Below are 22,218 nucleotides of genomic sequence, written 5' to 3'. Positions count from 1 at the left end.
ACCTCTTATGGAGATAAAGGGGCACGTTAATGAAAAAGGGTATAGATGATGGATTATCGAATATTTATATTAAATACTAATCTTTCTTAGGGGTGCTATGTTTGAGCAAACAAGATAAAATAGGGGAAATATCGATTATTTTAAAGAGGAAAATAGTAACGGCCGTTGTTAGTAGTTTAATATTTTCCCTTATCTTTTCAATACCAGCGGGTTTTGAAGGGGATTTATTTTATAATTTATATTATATGAATTTTATGATTGTTATTACCTACGGGGTTATGACATCCATATTTAGTGACTGGTTTAGCAGGAAGCTTTCAAAAAAAGGGGTAATTCGTGAAATTGCTTCCTTTTTATTTCATGTTGTTTTCGGATCAATGTTACAAGTTTTTGGTCTTATTTCTGCCATCTCATTCTTTATTGTTGACCGTTTATTAATAAGGGTGAAGATCGGGTGGATGTCAGTTTTTATTGCATTATTAATTGTAGTACTAGCTTTTCTATTTCTGATTAATCGGTAGCTAAAATAAGCGAAGCAAACTTAATGGTTATAGATTCTAATTATTTACTAGTAGCGTAGCTTTGATAAAATTAAAGGAACTGCGATCTGTACTGAAACCCTAGTTAGAGTCCAATCTAACTTCTTGGGTTCACATCAGATCGCAGTTTCTTTTGTTATGGTCTATTGGTTAGCTTAGTGATCATTATTTAAAATGATTAATAAGATTTTTCAAGATTGATTTATCGAAGGCAAATACTTCGGGATTTTTATGATAAAATATTTTAATATAATAACAATATTCAGAACTGTAATGATGGAGGCCTATTCTTTATGGAACAATATCAAATTGTATATAATACCTTAACTAAAATGAATATTCCATTTGAAGTAGTTGAACACCCTCCTGCTTGGACAACAGCTGAAGCAGACAAATATATTGATGGGAAAGAAGGGGTGCGCACTAAAACGCTCTTTCTTACCAACAAAAAAAAGAATGCGTTTTATTTAGTTATAATGGATGGAGCAAAGCGTCTTGATATGGATCATCTTGCTACTATTCTCAATGAAAAACGGATAAGCTTTGGTTCTTCCGAACGGTTAATGGAAAAAATGGGGTTATCTCCTGGTTTTGTTTCTATTTTTGGATTGCTAAACAATGATGAACACGACATAAAAGTCTATTTAGATAAAGAGATGCTCTCAGAAAGATTAATAACGTTCCACCCTAATGACAACACTAAAACTCTATTTATGTCTACAGAGGATATGTATAAATTTATAACTACAATCGGGTATGAGTACACGATAGTTGAACTTTAATAAAACCAACCAAATTTAGTGAATGATTAAACTTAAATAATCGAGTGTGTTTTAAATGCAAAAGCACTAAATAAAAAATTAACATAAATTTGGACTAGTAGGTTGAAGTCAAAAATGTAATCATGCGGTTTAGACGGTAGTGATAGTGAAGTTGGATCAATTAGAAGATATCGATTTAGTTTGAACTTGGACAGTACAGTCCATACGCCGATACAATAATATTTAGGCGGAGGAATATATGGAAGCGGTTAGGAAGGGAATGGACAACCCTCAATCCTGCATATGAAGCTATAGAGAAAGATAACTTTCACAGTACAAACTATGCTTCTATTTCATAAATCCATACTAATATCAACCCTACCTCCATCAACAAAAATGGAGGTTTTTTTATTGACAGTTAAAAAGTTGGTAAAGTATGGTCGTTTGGATAGATGCCGGTGCTGATACACTTACTGGCAAGAGGAAACAGATTTATCGAAGTGGTTTTAAAACAAAACGTGAAGCGCTTAATTAAAAAGGCGAAGGTTCCATGCCACTTCATAATCTTAGGCATATTCATGCAAAGATTCTTATTAGGAGGCGAATCGGTTTATGGAATATTAATTTTACTAAAAATAGAAAAAAGGCTCAAACCCTTGATACCATTAGGTTTAAGCCTTCTTGTAAAGTGTGATCCCGACTGGGTTCGAACCAGCGACCCCCACCCTGTCAAGAAGAGGGTTAAATAAAGACCTGTCTGTTATCCCTGCGATAATTCATTCTTGACGGTCATGATTTCATCTTCGGTTGCAGGCTGTGCTGGTTTATAATAGCCTCTTTGCTTAGCCAGTAAATAGACTTGATATTGTCTTTGTTCATCTTGATTTCTCATATCTTGAACCTTTTGTCTTAATTCCTGATTTTCTGTCTGTGCAATAATAGACGCATAACCTGTAAGACTACTGTTTAATCCTGATAAATAATCATTAATCATTTCTTTTTCCTGCATGACAAATCCTCCTTTTATAAAAATTTCATTAGGTCTTCTTTATGATTTCTTGCGTCTTGAGCATCTTTTTGTAGCTGTTGTATGATTTCTGGGTCTGTACATTGCTGTGCATAATAATCAAGCTTAGTGGCTAGGGTGCCATGCGAGCCGATCATATGACGCAGGTTCTGAAGTTCTAATTCATTTAAGTTTGGCATATTATCACTCCTCAATAAAAATACACTCCTACTATCTGCTAAAACCACATAAAATATGCATTTCTAAAAGGTTGTTGATCTTATCAGTGAATCACTTCACTTTACTTTTACACGAACAAGTTATCCTACAAATATTGACACCATATTAAAATTGTGAATAATTAAAAATAGATAGCAATTAGCACTCGATATTCATGAGTGCTAATTGCCGGATATTCTTTCTTTACAGAACACGATGGAGGGGAAAAGACGAAAATGGAAAAACAGCAATTTAAAGCAGAATCCAAACGATTATTGGAAATGATGATTAACTCAATTTATTCTCAGCGCGAGGTGTTTTTGCGTGAACTTATTTCAAATGCCAGTGATGCGATTGATAAACTTTACTACAAGGCATTAACAGATGAGTCCTTAACATTTAATAAAGAAAGTTATTACATAAAAGTAAGTGCAGACAAAGAAAATAGAACCTTATCCATCTTGGATACTGGTATTGGGATGACCAAAGAAGAACTTGAAAATAACCTTGGTACGATAGCTAGAAGTGGATCTTTAGCTTTTAAAAGTGAAAATGAATCAAAAGATGGCCATGATATTATCGGACAATTCGGCGTTGGTTTTTATGCAGCGTTTATGGTAGCTGATAAAGTGACAGTAATCAGTAAAGCGCTTGATTCTGATACCGCGTATAAATGGGAATCAGAAGGTACGGAAGGATATACGATTGTTCCATGCGAAAAGGAAACAATCGGTACTGAAATCATTCTTACGATTAAAGAAAATTCAGAGGAAGAAGATTTCGATCAATATTTAGATGAATATAAATTAAAATCCATTATCAAGAAATATTCCGATTTCATTCGCTATCCAATCAAAATGGATACCGTAGAGAAGCACCTAATTGAGGGCAGCGAAGATGAATATGAAAATATTATTGAGGAACAAATCATCAATAGTATGGTTCCGATTTGGAAAAAGAATAAAAGTGAATTAACGGATGAAGATTATGAAAGCTTCTATCATGAAAAGCATTACGGCTTTGATAAGCCGCTTAAACACTTGCATATCAATGTAGACGGAACAATCCGTTATAATGCAATTCTTTACATCCCTGAGAATATTCCTTTCGATTATTACTCCAAGGAGTTTGAAAAAGGGCTGGAGCTGTATTCAAACGGTGTTCTGATCATGGAGAAATGTGCTGATTTACTTCCTGACCATTTCAGCTTTGTGAAAGGGATGGTCGATTCAGAGGATCTATCACTGAATATTTCAAGGGAAATGCTGCAGCATGACCGACAATTAAAGCTTATTGCAAAAAATATTTCGAAAAAAATTAAGAGTGAGCTTCAATCATTATTAAAAAATAACCGTGAGAAATACGATTCATTCTACAAATCCTTCGGCCGTCAAATTAAATTTGGCGTGTATAGTGATTTTGGAGCAAATAAAGAAGCTTTACAGGATCTGCTAATGTTCTACTCTTCCAAAGAGAAGAAATTGGTGACTCTTGATGAGTATGTGTCGAGAATGCCAGAGGATCAAAAATACATTTATTATGCAACCGGTGATTCCTATGAAAGAATAGAAAAGCTTCCTCAAACAGAGCTTGTTCTAGATGAAGGGTATGAAATCCTGTACTTCACTGAAGATATTGATGAGTTCGCCGTTAAAATGATCATGAACTATAAAGAGAAAGAATTTAAATCTGTCTCCAGCGGAGATCTTGGTATTGATCGCAATTCTTCAGACAAGCAAACAGATGAACAAGAAGAAGAAAATACTGAGATATTCAATTATATGAAGGAATTACTTACAAACAAAGTGAAGGATGTCCGGGCTTCCAAACGTTTAAAAACACACCCTGTTTGTTTATCCGCTGATGGAGAAATCACGATTGAAATGGAAAAAATCTTGAATGCTATGCCTGATAATCAAAATGTGAAGGCAGATAAAGTATTGGAAATCAACACAAATCATGAAGTCTTCCAATCTTTAAAAGCAGCTTATGAACAGGATAAATCGAAGCTGGATTTATATACTGAGCTATTGTATAACCAGGCCTTATTAATAGAAGGACTGCCAATCAATGACCCAGTTGAGTTTACAAATAATATTTGTAAAGTAATGGTTTAATCATAACCTTAAAGCATCAGTCTACCCTAGGAGATGGGTAGACTGATGCTTTTATATATATAGCATCTTTTCCAGCTCTATTATATATAGGATATTAGAATAAATTTTTGTTCGTATAAGCACATTGTAGATGTGATGATACAGAAGGACAAGTAGAGGAAGGAGCGTATACAGCAGTTAAGATAACCATCGTATAAATATTCTCTGTACCATTCATTATAGAAGATTAGGCCTTTGCATTTTGGGTGATTTCCATCATTTTCATAATTGTAATTTTCTTTATACAGGAAGGTATGAATAATGCATTTTAATAATCCAAAGAAATTGTATCTAAAAGATAAAGTTAAACTACATAACAAATTCACTGGACTAATTTAATATCTACTGTAATAACTTTATGACTTTCCTCTATTCTATTGCTAGAAGAACTTGGTTTTTTTTATTGTAGATATTGAAGGAATCTATTTGCAAAAAAATGACAGCGCTTTCTTGTTGAGTGTAAATCACCAAAGGAGGAAAAGTCTTTATGAATAAGACTGCCCATATAATTTCTCATTCTCACTGGGACAGAGAGTGGTATTTACCTTTTGAAAAACATCGTTTTTACTTTATCAAACTCATGAATAGTATCATTGAGCAATTTAAGAAGGATGGTAATACATTTAAATCGTTTCATCTTGACGGCCAGACAATCCTTTTAGAGGACTATTTTGTAGTCCACCCTGAAAATTTTGAAATCGTAAAACAATTGATTGAAGATAAAAAACTTTATATTGGTCCTTGGTACGTGTTGCAGGATGCTTTCTTAACCAGTTCTGAAGCTAATATCAGGAACTTACAGATTGGTTTGTATGATACGGAAGTCTATGGCCATGCTTCAAAAATTGGCTATTTTCCGGATACATTTGGGATTTATGGACAGGCACCTCAAATTCTGAAACAGGCGGGCATTGATACAGCAGCATTTGGGCGTGGTGTTAAGCCTACTGGCTTTAATAATACAGTATCGGATACACCAAACTTTGAATCCCCTTATTCCGAGATTGTTTGGAAATCGCCAGACGGTTCTAGTGTTTTAGGTATTCTTTTTGCGAATTGGTATTCGAATGGGAATGAAATTCCAGTTGATGAGGAAGAAGCAAAGGTATTTTGGGATAAAAAAATCCAGGATGCAGAGAAATATGCCTCGACTAATCAATTATTATTCATGAACGGCTGCGACCATCAGCCATTGCAAAAAACAATACCGCAAGCAATTGAAACAGCCGGTGCTCTATATCCAGATTATACATTTAAACACTCCAGCTTTGCTGAATATATACAAGCATTAAAAGTCTCACTTCCCAATAACCTGCAAATCATTGAAGGTGAGCTTCGCAACCAGCGAACAGATGGCTGGTCTACCCTTGTCAACACGGCATCAAGCCGTATTTATTTAAAGCAATGGAATACGAGGTGTCAAATATTGCTGGAAAAAGTCGTGGAACCACTTGCAGCTATTAACCTTTTGGCCGGAGGGGATTACCCGAGAGAATATATCCGTTTTATGTGGAAAACACTGATGAAGAATCACCCACATGATAGCATTTGTGGCTGCAGTGTAGATGAAGTCCATCGTGAAATGGTCACACGTTTTGAAACAGTTTCGCAGATGGGAGATGTATTTGTTAAGGAACTTGCTGCTGAGCTTGCCAAAAAAATTGATACATCTGAAACACCGGATGGCGGGATCCCACTCCTTGTAATTAATACAACTGGCTGTGAGAAAAATGAAGTCATAATAAAAGAAATCGATCTGGATAGTGTATTTTTTTCTCAAATGGATTTCAAAGAAATACCAAATTATCTTAAGGAAAGAGAATTACCTTATTATAAACTCGTAGATAATCAAGGAAAGGCAATAGATTATTACCTTGAAAAACCTGTTATTGAATTTGGATATGATTTACCAGACGATCAATTTCGACAGCCGTTTTTTGCTAAACGGGCTAAGCTATCATTCTTCGCTGAAGGAATTCCTTCATTTGGCTATAAAACGTTCTACCTTTTACCAGAAAAGGTTCCAGCACATCTAGCTGAAACAAGAGAAACTGAGAATGATAGATTTGAAATGGAAAATGAGTATGTTCATTTACATTTTCATGGAGATGGAAGCTTTGATTTAATGAATAAACTAACGGAAGAAGTATTTCATCATCTTGGTATATATGAAGACACTGGTGATATTGGAAACGAATATATGTTTAAGGAAACAGAGGGGCATGCCTCCATCAATACAAAGGGGATAGCAGCCGAATTTTCATGGTTGGAACAAAGTAAACTCAAAACTGTACTCCAGTATACTCATACGTTATCAATTCCAGCATGTGCGGATGAGCGATTAGCCTTAGAAAGGAACCAATTAGTTTGGCATAAAGAACGGGAGGCAGGTAGATCTGATGAAATGACAACAATTACTTTACGAACTGTTGTCACACTGGCAAAAGGAATGAAAGGTCCGGTTTTTACGCTGACCATTGATAATCAAGCAACAGACCATCGTCTCCGTGTGCTTTTCCCAACTGGTTTAAAGACAGAAACTCACAAAGCAGATAGTATATTTGAAATTGTTACTCGTCCCAATAAACCAGAAAAAGAATGGGATAATCCTAGCTTTTGTCACCATCAGCAGCGATTTAGCAGTATAGCAGATGAGCAAATGGGCTTAACCGTGGCAACCCATGGTCTTCAAGAATATGAAATCCTGCCAGAAGACGGTACGATCGCAATTACTGTTCTCCGTTCGGTAGCTGAGCTCGGAGACTGGGGATATTTTTCGACACCTGAAGCACAATGCTTAGGAATCCAGACAGCAGAGTGGCAAGTACTGTCACATGAAAAAGATGTGATTAAATCACAAGCTTTTGTTGATGCTTACCAATTTAAAGTACCTCTCGTTATTGTTCAACCAACTATACATAAAGGTACAAGGCCACCAATACATCAATTTGTACAATCTGAAGACAAGGGACTAGCATGGTCCTCTATGAAAGTAGCGGAAGATCGTGATGATATCATGATTCGCTGGTTTAATCCTGGTGAAAAGAATGCGATTTTAAAAGCATCTATCAAAGATTATCAATCGTACAAGAGTAATATCTTGGAAGATTCAACAACTTTGACAGAAAATCAATATGAAGCAGGAAATGCAGAAATCATTACACTTGGATTTAAAAGAAAAGGATAGGGTGTGAATTGATGATAACTATTCCTAAATCAATGCAGAGACTTATCAAACATGTAAATGACTTTTTTCCGGAAGACGCAAAATTACAAAGAATGTTTGAGCAATGTTTTGTTAATACGTTTACAACGACTTTAAAAAAACAGGAAGATGGCAAAACCTTCGTAATTACCGGTGATATTCCGGCAATGTGGCTCCGCGATTCAGCTGCACAAGTAAGGCCCTATTTACTGGCAGCAGAAGAAGATGAAGAATTAGCGGATTTAATCGAAGGAGTAATTCGCCAACAGTTTTCTTTTATACTTCATGATCCGTATGCTAATGCTTTTAATGAAAGTGCCAACGGCAAAGGTTATCAAACCGACATAACAACGATGACCCCACATATTTGGGAACGAAAATATGAAATTGATTCTTTGTGCTATCCAATCCAACTGGCTTACCTATTTTGGAAGTCAACAGGACGTACTGCGTTTTTACAAGAATCGTTCCAGGATGTTATGAAAACAATTCTTCATGTATGGAGAACGGAGCAGGATCATGAAAATCATTCACCATACCGGTTTGAACGTGCAGAAGTTCGTCAGTCCGACACATTAATACGTCATGGAAAAGGAGGACATGTTGTACCGACCGGAATGACATGGAGTGCCTTCCGTCCAAGTGATGACGCTTGTACTTACGGGTATTTAGTGCCCTCTAATATGTTTGCAGTGGTAGTACTTGAATATGCAGCTGAAATCAGCAATCAAGTATTGAACCTACCAATATTAAGCAAAGAATGTCTGAAGCTTCGCAATGAAATAAAACAAGGAATCGAAACTTTTGCCAAGTTCTCTCACCCAATTAACGGTGACATGTATGTATATGAAACGGATGGTGAGGGCAGGGTCAATTTAATGGATGATGCGAATGTTCCAAGCCTGCTGGCTGCTCCTTATTTAGGATACATGCCATATGAAGATCAAGTATATGCGAATACACGCCAATTTATATTAAGTAGGGATAATCCATATTATTATGAAGGGAAATTTGCAAATGGAATCGGAAGTCCACATACACCTGATCATTATATCTGGCATATTGCACTTGCAATTCAAGGAATGACGACAACGGTTGAAGGCGAAAAACAAATGATACTAGACTATTTTAAAACAACTGATGGCGGAACGGCGTATATGCATGAGGGCTTTAACGCCGATTGCCCAGAAGAATTTACAAGAGATTGGTTTGCTTGGGCTAACACAATGTTTAGTGAATTTGTATTAAGTTTAACGGGGAAAGCGGTAAAAGGAAGCCCGCTTTATCACCAATTGATTAAAAATCAATAAGTATCTTGAAGGAGAATTTTCATTTGAGGGGATGAAGCAATGAAAAAAGTGCCATGGATCATTGGTGTTTGTGAGTGGATTTGGAGAGTGATTTTAGTCAATTGGTGTTGGTTTGCGTTTACTATCCTTGGATTAGGCATATTCGGATTTTTCCCTGCGTCGGTGGCTTTATTTACGATATTAAGAAAATGGATTAGAAACGAAACGGATGTACCTGTTTTAAAAACATTTAAGCAGATTTATTTTCAAGAATGGAGAAGAAGTAATGTAAATGGCTTGATTTTCTATGGCATCGGACTTTTCCTGTTTATTGATATTCGAATAGTTGACCAAGTGATGACAGGCTTTTTGGCTAGTTTTCTTTCTATCTTCTTATACATTCTTGTATGCGTGTTATTTTTAGCGATTGGGTACTTTTTTGCAATCTATGCTCATTATGAACTACCAAATAGGGATTACATTAAACAGTCATTTCTGTTTGCAGCGACCAGCTTGCCTTCTACTATACTCATTTTGATTGGCCTTATCCTGATTGGCTATATGATTAATGAGTATCCAGGTCTTATTCTATTTGTGTCTGCAGTTGCGCCTGCCTTTTGGATGATGAGAATCTGTCTTAGCCGATTTACAGCTTTAGATAGTCAAGTAAGTAGCAATAAAGGTTACTAAAACAATCTTTAAGGAGGAGTTTATTTTGAAATTGCATATTAAGGGAGAGGTAAATTCAGTACAAAATGGTATAGAGATTCTGTCTAAGCATCTAAATATAGAGCTTTCCACGGAAGGGCATCCCATTCAGGTGAAAAATGAAAGTGGACAGCTTAGGATTGCTAATCAAAACGGTAGCGGAGAAATCAGCTATGACCAGCCAGTACATTTTTTTCGTGCTTTAGGTTTGTGGATTGAGAATTATCAGAAAAACCATGAATTTGATATATCAGAAGACCCGAATTTTGAAATGAGTGGTGTAATGCTTGATGCCTCAAGGAATGCTGTCCCAACTGTTACTGAATTGGAAAAGCTGCTGCAAAAAATGGCAATTATGGGACTTAACACATTGATGCTTTACACAGAGGACACTTATGAAGTTAAGGAGCATCCTTATTTTGGTTATATGCGAGGACGATACACAATTGAAGAGCTAAAATCATGTGATAATTATGCCAATAAACTTGGAATTGAAATGATTCCATGTATCCAAACATTAGGGCATTTACGGGAAGCGCTGAAGTGGAACTATGCATCTGAATTTAGAGATACCGATGATATCCTATTGGTGGATGAGCCGAAGACTTATGAATTTTTGGAGAACTGTATCAAAGCTGTTTCAGAAGCTTTCAATACGAAACGTATTCATATTGGAATGGATGAAACTTTCCAGTTAGGGCTTGGGAGGTATTTAGAAAACCATGGTTATGTGAATCATATCGAAATTATGAACCGCCACATACAAAAGGTTGTGGCAATTACCGAAAAATATGGCTATAAACCAATGATATGGAGTGATATGTATTTCCCTCTATTCTCCAAGGATAGTAAATACCATGATGAAAAAGGTCATATTAGCGAAGAAATTTTAGCTGGAATTCCGGATGTAGACCTTGTCTATTGGAATTATTATCGTAAAGAGCAGGAGGTATATGAAGAATATATCCAACATCATAAAGATCTAGGTCGCCTACCAATTTTCGCTGGCGGTGCATGGACATGGAATGGAATTGCTCCGAATTATGGAAAAGCAATTGCTACTACTGAAGCAGCTATGGCAGCTTGTAAAAAAGAAGGAGTTAAAGAAGTCTTTGTTACACTCTGGGGTGATAACGGGGCAGAGACACCTTTCTCAACAGCATATCCGATTCTTCAATTATTTGCTGAACATACCTATCACCAAGTAGTAACGAATGAACAAGTCGGCGACCGCTTTGCATTTTGCTGTCAAGGACACTTTGAGGATTTTATGATTTTGAAACACTTGGATGAAACGCCAGGAGTCATGGAGAATAATATGAACACATCCATGACTTCGAAGATATTATTATATCAAGATATTTTAATCGGTCTCTATGATGAAAATGTTCGAGATTTAGGGCTTGGCGAACATTATAATAAACTAGCTTCTGAGATTGAAAAGGCTAAACTTCATAATCCTGATTGGGAGCATTTATTCGACTTTTATGGGCAGCTGGCTAGAGTGTTGAGTGTGAAGGCAGAAATAGGCCTTCAGTTAAAGGAGCTTTATGACAAAAAGGATGTTGAACAGATCCGTTCATTCTTGCCTAAACTCGATTGGATTCAAACTAACGTGGACCTGCTCCGTCAAAAACATCGTGATATTTGGTTTACAGCCTATAAACCATTCGGTTGGGAAGTTATTGATATCCGCTATGGGGGTGTTATTACAAGAATTGACACCATAAAATATCGTCTCAATGAGTGGCTTGATGGAAGAATTGATCAAATTAATGAATTAGATGAAAAACGACTGCTTCACGATGGACCTTGGGAGATTGTAGATGGATTAGTAGGTGGGAATATATATCATCGAATTGTCACTGCTGGTAATTTTTCAATCTAAAACATAGGAGTGAAAACATGTTTTTGACCGAAAGAAAGTTTGAAGCACGTATTCATGAACTAGGGGAGTATCGTTACCGTGACTGCTATGATATTCCTCAATTTAACACCTGTAGTGACAATGGTAGGATTGGTGCCTTTCCACCATTGAAATACGATGAACATCATCAAATGAAGTTAGGCGACTATTGGAAGGGACGAGATAATTACATGTGGATACATGCTAATATCGATAGCCACCTCCCATATAATGATAAACAAATTGTCGGACTATTTTCTTTTGGTAAGACAGGCGGAGGAAATAACTCTGGTTTTGAGTCCTTATTATTTATTAATGGAAAGCCCGTACAAGGAGTAGATTCCAATCATGAAGAAGTTCTATTCGACCAAGAAACGTCGCAAGGATCCATACGATTAGATTTTCGATTATGGTCCGGCTTTGAAGGCGGAGGCCCTCCTGTTGAAATTGAATTTAAACTCCAAATCGCGAAGATTGGCTGGCTGGATACTCGTATTGATGATTTATACTATACCCTTTTAGCTGCTTATGAGGTATTAAAAGAAAGCATGGAAGCAGATTCTCATTATTCGTTTTTAAAGAAAATGATTCAGGACGCTTTATTCCGAATTAATTGGACTGAACCAGGAAGCCTTGAATTCTATGAATCATGTTATAAAGCGGAGACCAATATAAAAGAAACTCTTAGATCAGTTGATAAAAATTCAGATATTACGATACATGCAGTCGGCCATACACATATCGACGTTGCCTGGCTTTGGCGGTTACGGAATACGAGGGAGAAAGCAGCCCGATCCTTTTCAACGGTACTAAATCTAATGAATCGGTTTCCAGAATATCACTTCTTGCAAACACAACCGCAGCTCTATGATTATATTAAAGCTGACTATCCTGAAATATACGAGCAAATAAAAGAGAGAATTGCAGAAGGTCATTGGGAAGCAGGAGGAGCGATGTGGCTGGAAGCTGACTGTAATATCCCCAGTGGTGAGTCGCTTGTCCGTCAAATTCTTTATGGGAAGAATTTTTTTAAGGAAGAGTTCGGCATCGATTGTGACTATCTCTGGTTACCGGATGTGTTTGGCTATAGCTGGGCGTTGCCGCAGATATTAAAAAAATCTGGGATCAAAACGATGATGACCACTAAGATTAGTTGGAATCAGTATAACCGTATGCCGCATGATACATTTTTTTGGAAGGGGATTGATGGGTCAGAGATATTAACTCATTTTATCACTACACCTGAACCTTGGAACGAGCCGGACTCGTGGTTCTATACATATAACGGCTACATTACAGCGAAAACAGTAAAAGGGATTTGGGAAGCTTATCGCGATAAGGATTTATCCAAGGATCTTCTACTATCATACGGGTACGGTGACGGTGGGGGTGGCGTTAATCGCCATATGCTTGAAATGCGCCGCAGATTCGATCAGCTGCCGGGAATGCCGAATGTGAAAACATCCGGGGCAGGAGAATTTTTTAGAAAACTGCACGAAAATGTAGAAAAGTCCGATGGTTATATTCATAAATGGGACGGCGAACTATATCTTGAATATCACCGTGGAACCTATACTAGCCAAGCATTTATGAAAAAGATGAATCGTCAACTGGAGCTCTTATACCGAAGGGCAGAATTCCTATCCTCTTGGTTATCTGACAAGGGAGAATGGCTAGGATTTGACCGACTTAAGGATGGTTGGAAGATTATATTAAGAAATCAATTTCATGATATCATCCCTGGTTCCTCGATACATGAAGTATATGAAGATGCGATGGAAGAATACGCTGAAGCACTACAGATTGTTCAACAAGTGGAAGCAAACATTATTAGTAAGAACGTTGAAGAGAAGGGACAGTCTGCGATTTTATTTAATGCTACTCATTGTAAGGATAAAAGGAATGTATTCGTGTCTCAATTCGCACAATTTAACGCTGGGGTTTGGACAGATAGAGAAGGACATGAGTTAAACCATCAAAAGAGTGAGAATGGGTGGTTAATTGAAGTGAAAAACCTACCTTCTTTTGGTGTAGCTGTCTTAAATTTTGAGCCGGATGAAATAATTCCAGCAGCTTCTAATTTTATTTATCATAATAGAAAATTAGAAACGGCATTCTACCAAGTTGAATGGAATGAGTATGGTCAGATGATCAAAATTTACGATAAAGAAACAAATCGTAATATTTTAGCAGATGGTCAAAATGGAAATGTGTTGCAAATCTTTGAAGATAAGCCTCTTGCACACGATGCTTGGGATATTGATCTATTCTATCAAGAAAAAATGGAAGAAATTCGTGATATTAGTACATTTAAAGTGGAGGAAAATGGTGAGCTTTTCTTTAGCCTTCTTGTTACTTGGAAGTATCATCATTCGTCCATTACTCAACGAATCAGATTTTATCATAATGATCGACGGATTGATTTTATAACTGATGTTGATTGGCATGAAAAAAGGAAGTTGCTCAAAGCATCGTTCTCTGTTGATATTCGGGCTACAGAAGCTACTTATGATATTCAATATGGTAATGTAAAGCGTCCTACGCATTGGAATACCAGTTGGGATATGGCAAGGTTTGAAACTGTCGGTCATCAGTGGGCCGACCTATCAGAACCAGATTTTGGAGTCAGTTTGCTAAATGATTCAAAATACGGGTATGACATCAAGGAGAACGTGATGCGCTTAACTTTATTAAAATCGGCAATTCATCCAGATCCTCAAGCTGATCAGGGCCAACATTCCTTTACTTATTCTCTTTATCCGCATATAGGAGATTGGAGAATAGCGAAAACAGTGGAAAAAGCTTGGGATTTAAATGCACCGGTTTTATCTACAGAAGGAAAATGGACGAGAGAGGAGTCTTTCTTAGAAACTGATTCGGACCATATTTGGATAGATGCTATTAAGCCTGCTCACGATGGAAAAGGGATTATCGTTCGGATTCATGAATATGAGGGGCGCAGGGGTACGGTATCATTGAATTTCCACACAGATACCTCATCATGGATTGAGACGAATTTAATGGAAGAACCTATCGGTACAGAATCATCTGCACCGATTAAGATGAAAATTAGACCTTATGAAATAAAAACAATCAGAATAACCTAATCAGAAAAATGAACGGTTTGATCATTCTTTCCGTTCATTTTTTGTATTTATATAGGCAATTCGCTTTTACTATTTCGCTTTAGCATCAGCTTACATAACTTCAAGTTTTAGGTAAACTTACATTGTTTAAAAATTTATTAAATTACGTAAAAGTGTTTAGTAAATACAACAAAGTAAAATAGCATGAAGATTACTATCTTAAAATTATGCCATGTTAACCTAGTTGTAGGTTAAGCTTTAAAAATTGCTGAAAGATGTCGTTTAATGCCGTTTAGTAATTTATCTTTTAATCGATTTTGTTATTCTTTATGAAAAGTCCTAAAAAACATCTTGTTTCTAAGTTTTTTCCAGTTAATCCTAAATTAGTCAACTATAAATTAAGCTCTATTCCCTATAAAATATAGTTATGTAAGTGCTTACATTTTTTTGGAGGGAGGTAAAAACACTTGAAAAGATTTGCACGTGATCTATATAAAAATCGAGTCTGGCTTCTAATGGTCCTGCCTGGAACCATTTGGTTATTGGTATTCTCCTATTTACCTATGTTTGGACAAGTATTAGCTTTTAAGAAATTTCGAATCCATCCAGACGGTTTTTTTGCAAGCGTTATCAATAGTGAATGGGTAGGTTGGGATAACTTTAAATATTTGTTCAGTACAAATGATGCATGGATTATAACAAGAAATACTCTCTTATATAATATTATCTTTATTGTTGTTGGGCTTATTGCTGCTGTGGGAATAGCCATTTTGCTTAATGAGCTAGTGAATAAAAAGCAATCAAAAATTTATCAAACTTCTATCCTTTTCCCACATTTTATTTCCTGGGTTATTGGCAGCTATTTTGTTTTTACTTTCTTAAGTACTGATTATGGCCTAATGAATCATGTACTCAGTTGGTTCAATATTGATCCCATTTCATGGTATAGCGAGTCAAAATATTGGCCATTTATTCTAGTATTTATGAGCTTGTGGAAAGGTATAGGTTACGGCAGTATCGTATATTTAGCATCTATAGTTGGAATTGACCGAACATATTACGAGGCAGCAATGATTGATGGTGCTTCAAAATGGAAGCAAATAAAACATGTTACTTTACCAATGCTTAAGCCATTAATGATTATTTTAACCATTATGAATATCGGAAAGATCTTTAACTCGGACTTCGGATTGTTCTATCAGGTACCAAGAGATTCCGGAGCATTGTATTCGGTTACAAATGTTATTGATACATTCGTATACCGAGGTCTTATGAATCTTGGGGATATCGGTATGAGTACAGCAGCCGGTCTTTATCAGTCCGTTGTAGGTTTTACCCTTGTCATGATTACGAATTACATAGTCAGAAAAATCGATGAGGAAAGTGCATTGTTTTAAAGTTTTTTTCTTCGGAAAGGAGGGAGAGTCGCTCAAGCGGCTAACTTTATGGCTAAACTAGAGCAAGATCCAGCACCGGTTGTCGTTTCACAATCGATGGGAGAGCTAAGAGGGAATAAGACAAGGAAAAAGTATCGAGACCCCCAGCAAATCTCCCCTGTCGTAAACATAATTATCAGTGTGTTTCTGGCAATATTAGCATTCATGTGTGTATTTCCATTTATCTATGTCATCATAATTTCTTTTACAAGCGAAGAAAGTATTGTAAGAAATGGATTTCAACTATTTCCAAAAGAGTGGAGTACTGATGCATATCTTTATTTATGGAGTATGAAGGAACGATTATTCCGTTCTTATGGCGTTACCATTCTTGTTACTATCCTCGGGACCATTATAAGTGTGTTAATGATTACCTTTTATGCTTACGCTATTTCAAGACCGCAATTTAAATATCGGAAATTCTTTACTTTCCTAGCCTTTTTCACAATGCTTTTCAGCGGCGGTCTAGTACCGACTTATATAATTGTTACTCAATTTTTAGGATTGAAAAATACAATTTGGGCATTAATTTTACCGCTTGCATTGAATGCTTTCTATATCATCATAATGAGGACATTTTTCCTGAAATCAGTTTCCGAATCAATATTAGAATCAGCGCGAATTGATGGAGCTAGTGAATGGAGGATTTTTTTCCAAATCATCTTTCCACTGTCATTACCGGGTATTGCCACAATTGCATTGTTTAGCACATTAGGTTATTGGAATGACTGGTTTACGGCTTTGTTGTATATAGATAATCCGAATTTAGTGCCGTTACAAGCATTACTAATGAAAATAGAAGCAAACCTTGAATTTATGAGGCAAAATTTAGATGTTGGCTCAATACAACAAAGTTTATTTGATACGATTCCACAAGAGTCAGCTAAAATGGCAATGGTTGTTATCGCCACGTTACCAATAGCAGTTTCATACCCGTTCTTTCAAAAGTACTTCATCAGCGGACTAACTATTGGCGGCGTTAAAGAATAATATAGAAAGAGGAGAGAGGTATGAAGAAAAAATTTGTGATTCTATTAGCACTAGTTCTATCGATTGGAACAATCCTATCTGCATGCACCAGCAAAGAAAGCTCAAATGAGGAAAACGGCGGAAAAGATGGAGACCCATACGAAATTAAATGGTACACCATCGGAACACCTCAAAAGGATACGGATAAAGTATTCGATGAGGTAAATAAGTACCTAAAGGAGAAAATAAATGCCACTGTGAAAATGACTCAAATTGATTGGGGTGATTGGGCTCAAAAATCGCAAGTTATGATCAATTCAGGTGAACAATTTGACATCATTTTTACAAACGGAACCGATTATGTTCAAAATTCCCAAAAGGGTGCATTTATGGCTCTTGATGATATGTTGAATAATGAAGGAAAAGAGATGAAAGAGGTTATTGATCCTCAGTTTTTAGAAGGTATCAAGATTGATGGTAAAATTTACGGTATTCCTGCTAATAAAGAGGTAGCAAGACAAACGGTTTATACGTTTAATAAACGACTTGTAGACCAATACAACTTCGATATTTCTAAAGTGGGTTCTTTAGAAGATTTAGAGCCAATGCTGAAAACTATTAAGGAAAAAGAATCTGGTGTTACACCAATGGCTACATTTAAAGCATTTTTACGCTATGACTATGTCTTTAATGGTGAAATGCCCTTTGCATTCCCATTTGAAGGGGAAACAGATCAAGTGATTAATCCATTTGATACAGATGAAGCTATGAATATGTTTAAAACGATGCATAAATATTATAAAGCTGGCTATCTAAAAGAAGATGCTGCTACAAGTAAAGACACATGGCCAATGGATGTGGAAAATTGGTTTGTACGTATGGGTGGATCACAGCCATATGCTGATTTACTTTGGTCCCGTTCAGCTAAATACGAGGTTGTGTCTGCACCTGCTGAACCGCCAACCATTGTAAATGACTCTGTTTCTGGTTCAATTCAGGCCATTTCGGCTACATCTAAAAATCCTAAAAAAGCAATGGAATTCCTAAATTTGCTTAATACAGATTCCTATCTTCGTAACCTCGTAGATAAAGGAATTGAGGGCACCCACTATAAGAAAAACGAAGATGGAACAATAGAAGATCTTCCTGCACGTATCGACAGCTATAATATGCCATCCTATTCTTTAGGAAACCATTTCATCCTAGACCTATACAAAGAAGATCCTAAGGATAAATGGGAGAAATTCGAAGAATTTAATGCTTCTGCCGTTAAATCACCAACCCTTGGTTTCAATTTTAATAGTGATCCAGTTCGCTCAGAGCTTGCTTCGATAACGAATATTTCGAAGGAGTTTTATCCGGCGCTTGGAACAGGTTCAGTGGATCCGGAAGAATATCTGCCTAAATTCAATAAAAAATTGAAAGAGGCTGGAATCGATAAAGTATTAAAAGAAATTCAAAAGCAATATGATGAATGGAAAAGCAAACAATAATAAACATAAAAATCAAGCTGGTGCATTCCAGCTTGATTTTATTTACCATACTCTTTTTTAACCTAATAACCTAAATATTGCTATTCGATGTTATAATTAACATATATACAATTTGTATACTAAAGGATTCTAATATGAAATTTAAAGAACGCTTTACGCAAAATGTATTTAATAGACTGTTTTTGATATCCTCTATCACTATTGTTGTAACCGTTATCATTTTATTTGTTACGGTTTCAAATTATTATTCCGATATTATTATTCAAAAGGAAGTTAATATTAATACACGGACATTAGAAAGAGTAGAAGATTATTTTTCATCCAAGGATGCAGATATTAATAGAGCTATAAGAGATCTTTATATAAATGGAGAAATGATCAATGATATAACTTTCGCTCTCAACAATGGTTATGGAAAATACTTGGAGTACCATTTAGATAGATTTTCGAAAAGTAAATCTTTTACTCCTAATAATATTGATATCTATTTTAATGGTTATTTTAGTCAGGATAGTGATTTAAATGCCATTAGTTTACGTTCATATGAGAATCAATCTATTGAATATTTATTAATCAATAATAATGTCCGCTGGAATAAAAGCGTAATTGACCTTGGTACAAATGCAGATCCTTCTCTTTCTCAGGGAATACCTAACTTAAACAGGGATGGTTTGCTAAAAGAACGAAAGTTAAGAAACACAATAACAAAAAGAATCATACTGAATAACCCAGTAACACTGAAAAAAATTGGTGAAATATCATTTTACTACTCAACAGAATGGTTAGACAAAATGTTAAGAAAGCAAGAAGGAGCACCAGTATCTTTCTTTCTTATTGATAGAAATGGAGAAATTGCTTATTCGGTTAATAAAGGTATCCCGATTGATATGATTAGGGAAGTGAAACGAGAAACAAATGAGACGAAAATAGAGTGGAAGCAAGAAAACTATCACATAAACACGATTGCTAATATGGGGGAATTTACTTACATAAGTGTTATTCCCGATAAAGGATGGCAAAAGCTGACGATCATTAGAGGGACTATGTGGGTTGTTATTTGCTTTCTTATTTTAGCTGCTATTTTAATAACTTTTTCTTTTACCAGGAATTATTCCCGTCGAATTCAAAACATCGTAAAGATAGTTCGTAAGGTAGAAAATGGTGATTTGAATGCACGAATTCCGATATCAAAGCAAGAAGATGAATTATCGAAGATATCTATCAATATCAATTCGATGTTAACAGAGCTAAATAAGTATATTGAACAATCCTACCTGTTGAATATGAAGCAGCAGCAAGCCGAATTAAAAGCCCTTCAGGCACAAATAGATCCGCATTTTCTATTTAACACACTTGAGGCCATCCGAATGGTTGCAGTTGTAGAGGGTTCTAAAACATCCAGTAAAATGATTTTTCATTTATCTAAGCTTTTTCGTTATACTTTGGAATCTAAAGATACCGTACCGCTTTACACTGAAATCAGATATGTTAATCAATACTTGAAATTGATGCAATTTAAATATCCAGATAAATTAAGTGTGGATATCAATATTCCAAATGAAGTGGAACAAACAATGGTACAAAAATTAATATTACAGCCAATAATTGAAAATTATTTTGCTCATGGTTTCAAAAAAAATCAATTTAATAATGAATTATTAATCCTTGCCCACCAAGTAGGTGAAAAAATAGATATCATCGTGAAAGATAATGGCAAAGGAATGTCTGAAGATAAACTAGACATCATTGTTCAACATATTAATCATGAAGAAGGTGATGGTGTGAAATCAATCGGATTAAGAAATATTCATCAACGTCTAAAGCTTAAATATGGGGACCAGTTTGGAATTTCCTTGACCAGCATCAAAGATCAAGGTACAACGGTTAAGTTGTCTATTCCTGTGCAGGAGATCAAACATGTATAAGATACTATTAGCAGATGATGAACCGATTATCACAAAAGGACTAAAGGCCATAATAGATTGGGAGGATTATGGATTTGAAATTGCCTATACTGCCGAAAGCGGGGAGGATGCTCTTGCTTATCTAATTAATCATCCAATTGACATTCTTATCACGGACATTTTAATGGGCGAAATGTCTGGCTTGGATTTAGTTGAGGAAGTGAATAAAATAAAGCCTGAGATTAAGAGTATTGTTTTAACAGGTTATCAAGAGTTTGAGTATATAAAACAAGGATTATTGTTAGGCATTGAGAATTATTTGCTAAAACCAGTAGATGAAGAAGAATTATTAACAACTATCCAAAATACAGGCCGAAAGTTAAATTCGATTGTAAACACCAGGCAGCAGCATGATGAGACAACTCTGTTGGATAATACGTTATGGAACTATTTAACTGGTGAAATAGATCAGCACGATTTTCATGAAAGGTTGTTATTATACAGTATTGAGTTTAATGAAAAGCTTTATAATGTTTCTATATTAAATATTGAGAATTACCAAGATGGAGAGATACTAAACAAAGTTCGTAGCTTTATTGAGGAAAATTATTCAGCACTTTGTCTCTTTAGCCCTTTCCAGGAAATCGTAATCATCTATGGAGGTTATGATGAAGAGGATATATTGAGACAAAATCAAAATCTAGTCGAACATTTACATAAAGAACAGTTAGGGACCGGACTATTTTATTTATCTATGGGAAAGGTAGTCAATACGCTTGATGGATTTGAGGACAGTTTTGCGAATGCAAGGGAAAATAGTTTGCTGCAGTTAAATTTCGAACCCAATGTTCTTATTTCCAATAAAAATGCAATGGATCGGCAGGAAGAAATAAAGAGACAAAAAGAAATTAAAGAAAATATCGTGAAAAAACTAATGAATGGGGAAGACGTATTCTTATTGGAGATTGATCATTTCTTTGAAAATTTGACACAGCAGTCAAATTTAATCTCTCCTCAAGTAGTGAAAAAATATACATTTGATTTAATCTGCTATATCCACTATTCCATACAGCACGATGATTTTTCTCAATATACTGCAGCTGTTGAAAGGATTGTCTATAGTACTGAAATCAGTCATATGACAACCATCCTAAAAGAGTACTGTCATGATTTACTCCAAGCCATTCATCAACATACTCATAGTCGAAGTCCGATTGTGCAAAATGTGCTTCAGTATATTCATTCACATTATCATGAAGGTCTGTCATTAAAAACACTTGGACAGCAGTTTCATATAAACGCCATTTATTTAGGCCAATTATTCCAAAAAGAAGTTGGCTTGGTGTTTTCTGAATACCTGAATCGATATCGATTAGAAAAAGCTAAGGAATTATTAAAAACAACTCATTATCGCGCTGGGGAAATCGGCAAAAAAGTAGGATATTCTGATACAACCTACTTTTATAAACAATTTAAGAAAAATATAGGGACAACACCTAGTGAATGGAGAAAGATTTGAATAATCTGGTGGAAGGGAATTG

15 protein-coding genes and 1 pseudogene are annotated in these 22,218 nt (G+C 35.7%); 14 read left to right on the top strand and 2 right to left on the bottom strand.

What is annotated here, in order from left to right; translation table 11 throughout:
- The first annotated feature begins 101 nt into the window (after positions 1-101).
- The 3 genes and pseudogenes from AC4G3O_RS00970 to AC4G3O_RS00960 form a co-directional block, all read left to right on the top strand.
- Positions 102-521 (top strand): hypothetical protein, encoded by a 420-nt coding sequence (locus tag AC4G3O_RS00970; RefSeq protein ID WP_066103690.1) that lies wholly within the window; start codon positions 102-104, stop codon positions 519-521.
- A 311-nt stretch (positions 522-832) separates the two neighbouring features.
- The gene (locus AC4G3O_RS00965) at positions 833-1,321 is read left to right on the top strand and encodes a prolyl-tRNA synthetase associated domain-containing protein (protein ID WP_066103692.1); all 489 of its coding nucleotides are present in this window, start codon (positions 833-835) and stop codon (positions 1,319-1,321) included.
- A gap of 401 nt (positions 1,322-1,722) precedes the next feature.
- Positions 1,723-1,826 (top strand): annotated as a pseudogene (locus AC4G3O_RS00960) (Arm DNA-binding domain-containing protein); the annotation flags it as partial.
- A gap of 234 nt (positions 1,827-2,060) precedes the next feature.
- On the opposite strand, the gene AC4G3O_RS00955 reads toward AC4G3O_RS00960, so the two are convergent.
- Together AC4G3O_RS00955 and AC4G3O_RS00950 are read right to left on the bottom strand one after the other, a co-directional pair.
- Entirely contained in the window at positions 2,061-2,309 is a 249-nt protein-coding gene (locus tag AC4G3O_RS00955; RefSeq protein WP_066103694.1) for a spore coat protein, read from the bottom strand.
- 14 nt (positions 2,310-2,323) lie between these two features.
- A complete protein-coding gene (locus AC4G3O_RS00950; RefSeq protein WP_066103696.1) occupies positions 2,324-2,506 on the bottom strand; it encodes a hypothetical protein in 183 nt (60 codons plus the stop codon).
- 255 nt (positions 2,507-2,761) lie between these two features.
- Here AC4G3O_RS00950 and htpG point away from each other — a divergent pair, with 255 nt between their 5' ends.
- From htpG to AC4G3O_RS00895, 11 genes are all read left to right on the top strand, one after another.
- Positions 2,762-4,642, top strand: coding sequence for a molecular chaperone HtpG (gene htpG / locus AC4G3O_RS00945; protein WP_491135695.1), 1,881 nt, complete (start codon positions 2,762-2,764; stop codon positions 4,640-4,642).
- Between the two features lie 526 nt (positions 4,643-5,168).
- On the top strand, positions 5,169-7,868 hold the full coding sequence (locus AC4G3O_RS00940) for an alpha-mannosidase (RefSeq protein ID WP_491135694.1): 2,700 nt from the start codon (positions 5,169-5,171) through the stop codon (positions 7,866-7,868).
- 11 nt (positions 7,869-7,879) lie between these two features.
- Positions 7,880-9,196: a glycoside hydrolase family 125 protein gene (locus AC4G3O_RS00935; protein ID WP_491135693.1), complete on the top strand. Its 1,317-nt coding sequence runs from the start codon at positions 7,880-7,882 to the stop codon at positions 9,194-9,196.
- Positions 9,197-9,235: 39 nt separating this feature from the next.
- Positions 9,236-9,865: a YesL family protein gene (locus AC4G3O_RS00930; RefSeq protein ID WP_139891901.1), complete on the top strand. Its 630-nt coding sequence runs from the start codon at positions 9,236-9,238 to the stop codon at positions 9,863-9,865.
- Between the two features lie 25 nt (positions 9,866-9,890).
- Positions 9,891-11,771 carry a beta-N-acetylhexosaminidase gene (locus AC4G3O_RS00925; RefSeq protein WP_491089548.1) on the top strand — a complete coding sequence of 627 codons (1,881 nt, stop codon included), beginning with the start codon at positions 9,891-9,893 and terminating at the stop codon, positions 11,769-11,771.
- A gap of 17 nt (positions 11,772-11,788) precedes the next feature.
- Positions 11,789-14,896: an alpha-mannosidase gene (locus AC4G3O_RS00920; protein ID WP_491135692.1), complete on the top strand. Its 3,108-nt coding sequence runs from the start codon at positions 11,789-11,791 to the stop codon at positions 14,894-14,896.
- Positions 14,897-15,342: 446 nt separating this feature from the next.
- Entirely contained in the window at positions 15,343-16,272 is a 930-nt protein-coding gene (locus AC4G3O_RS00915) for an ABC transporter permease (RefSeq protein WP_491135691.1), read from the top strand.
- A gap of 96 nt (positions 16,273-16,368) precedes the next feature.
- Positions 16,369-17,301, top strand: coding sequence for a carbohydrate ABC transporter permease (locus tag AC4G3O_RS00910; protein WP_491135931.1), 933 nt, complete (start codon positions 16,369-16,371; stop codon positions 17,299-17,301).
- Between the two features lie 20 nt (positions 17,302-17,321).
- Positions 17,322-18,773 carry an ABC transporter substrate-binding protein gene (locus AC4G3O_RS00905; protein ID WP_066103711.1) on the top strand — a complete coding sequence of 484 codons (1,452 nt, stop codon included), beginning with the start codon at positions 17,322-17,324 and terminating at the stop codon, positions 18,771-18,773.
- Positions 18,774-18,907: 134 nt separating this feature from the next.
- Entirely contained in the window at positions 18,908-20,698 is a 1,791-nt protein-coding gene (locus AC4G3O_RS00900) for a sensor histidine kinase (protein WP_140461483.1), read from the top strand.
- The gene (locus tag AC4G3O_RS00895) at positions 20,691-22,196 is read left to right on the top strand and encodes a response regulator transcription factor (protein ID WP_139891905.1); all 1,506 of its coding nucleotides are present in this window, start codon (positions 20,691-20,693) and stop codon (positions 22,194-22,196) included. The genes AC4G3O_RS00900 and AC4G3O_RS00895 overlap by 8 nt, the downstream gene beginning before the upstream one ends.
- Positions 22,197-22,218 lie beyond the last annotated feature (22 nt).

It is taken from the genome of Bacillus sp. z14 (2026), assembly GCF_058313575.1.
Note: the sequence above shows the minus strand (reverse complement) of the source record. Positions and strands in the feature narration are given on the sequence as shown.

Excerpts from the sequence above, each read along its gene's own strand:
- AC4G3O_RS00965 (WP_066103692.1), top strand. The coding sequence starts at position 833 with ATGGAACAATATCAAATTGTATATAATACCTTAACTAAAATGAATATT.
- AC4G3O_RS00955 (WP_066103694.1), bottom strand. The coding sequence starts at position 2,309 with ATGCAGGAAAAAGAAATGATTAATGATTATTTATCAGGATTAAACAGT.
- AC4G3O_RS00950 (WP_066103696.1), bottom strand. The coding sequence starts at position 2,506 with ATGCCAAACTTAAATGAATTAGAACTTCAGAACCTGCGTCATATGATC.
- htpG (WP_491135695.1), top strand. The coding sequence starts at position 2,762 with ATGGAAAAACAGCAATTTAAAGCAGAATCCAAACGATTATTGGAAATG.
- AC4G3O_RS00940 (WP_491135694.1), top strand. The coding sequence starts at position 5,169 with ATGAATAAGACTGCCCATATAATTTCTCATTCTCACTGGGACAGAGAG.
- AC4G3O_RS00935 (WP_491135693.1), top strand. The coding sequence starts at position 7,880 with ATGATAACTATTCCTAAATCAATGCAGAGACTTATCAAACATGTAAAT.
- AC4G3O_RS00930 (WP_139891901.1), top strand. The coding sequence starts at position 9,236 with ATGAAAAAAGTGCCATGGATCATTGGTGTTTGTGAGTGGATTTGGAGA.
- AC4G3O_RS00920 (WP_491135692.1), top strand. The coding sequence starts at position 11,789 with ATGTTTTTGACCGAAAGAAAGTTTGAAGCACGTATTCATGAACTAGGG.
- AC4G3O_RS00910 (WP_491135931.1), top strand. The coding sequence starts at position 16,369 with ATGGGAGAGCTAAGAGGGAATAAGACAAGGAAAAAGTATCGAGACCCC.
- AC4G3O_RS00905 (WP_066103711.1), top strand. The coding sequence starts at position 17,322 with ATGAAGAAAAAATTTGTGATTCTATTAGCACTAGTTCTATCGATTGGA.
- AC4G3O_RS00900 (WP_140461483.1), top strand. The coding sequence starts at position 18,908 with ATGAAATTTAAAGAACGCTTTACGCAAAATGTATTTAATAGACTGTTT.
- AC4G3O_RS00895 (WP_139891905.1), top strand. The coding sequence starts at position 20,691 with ATGTATAAGATACTATTAGCAGATGATGAACCGATTATCACAAAAGGA.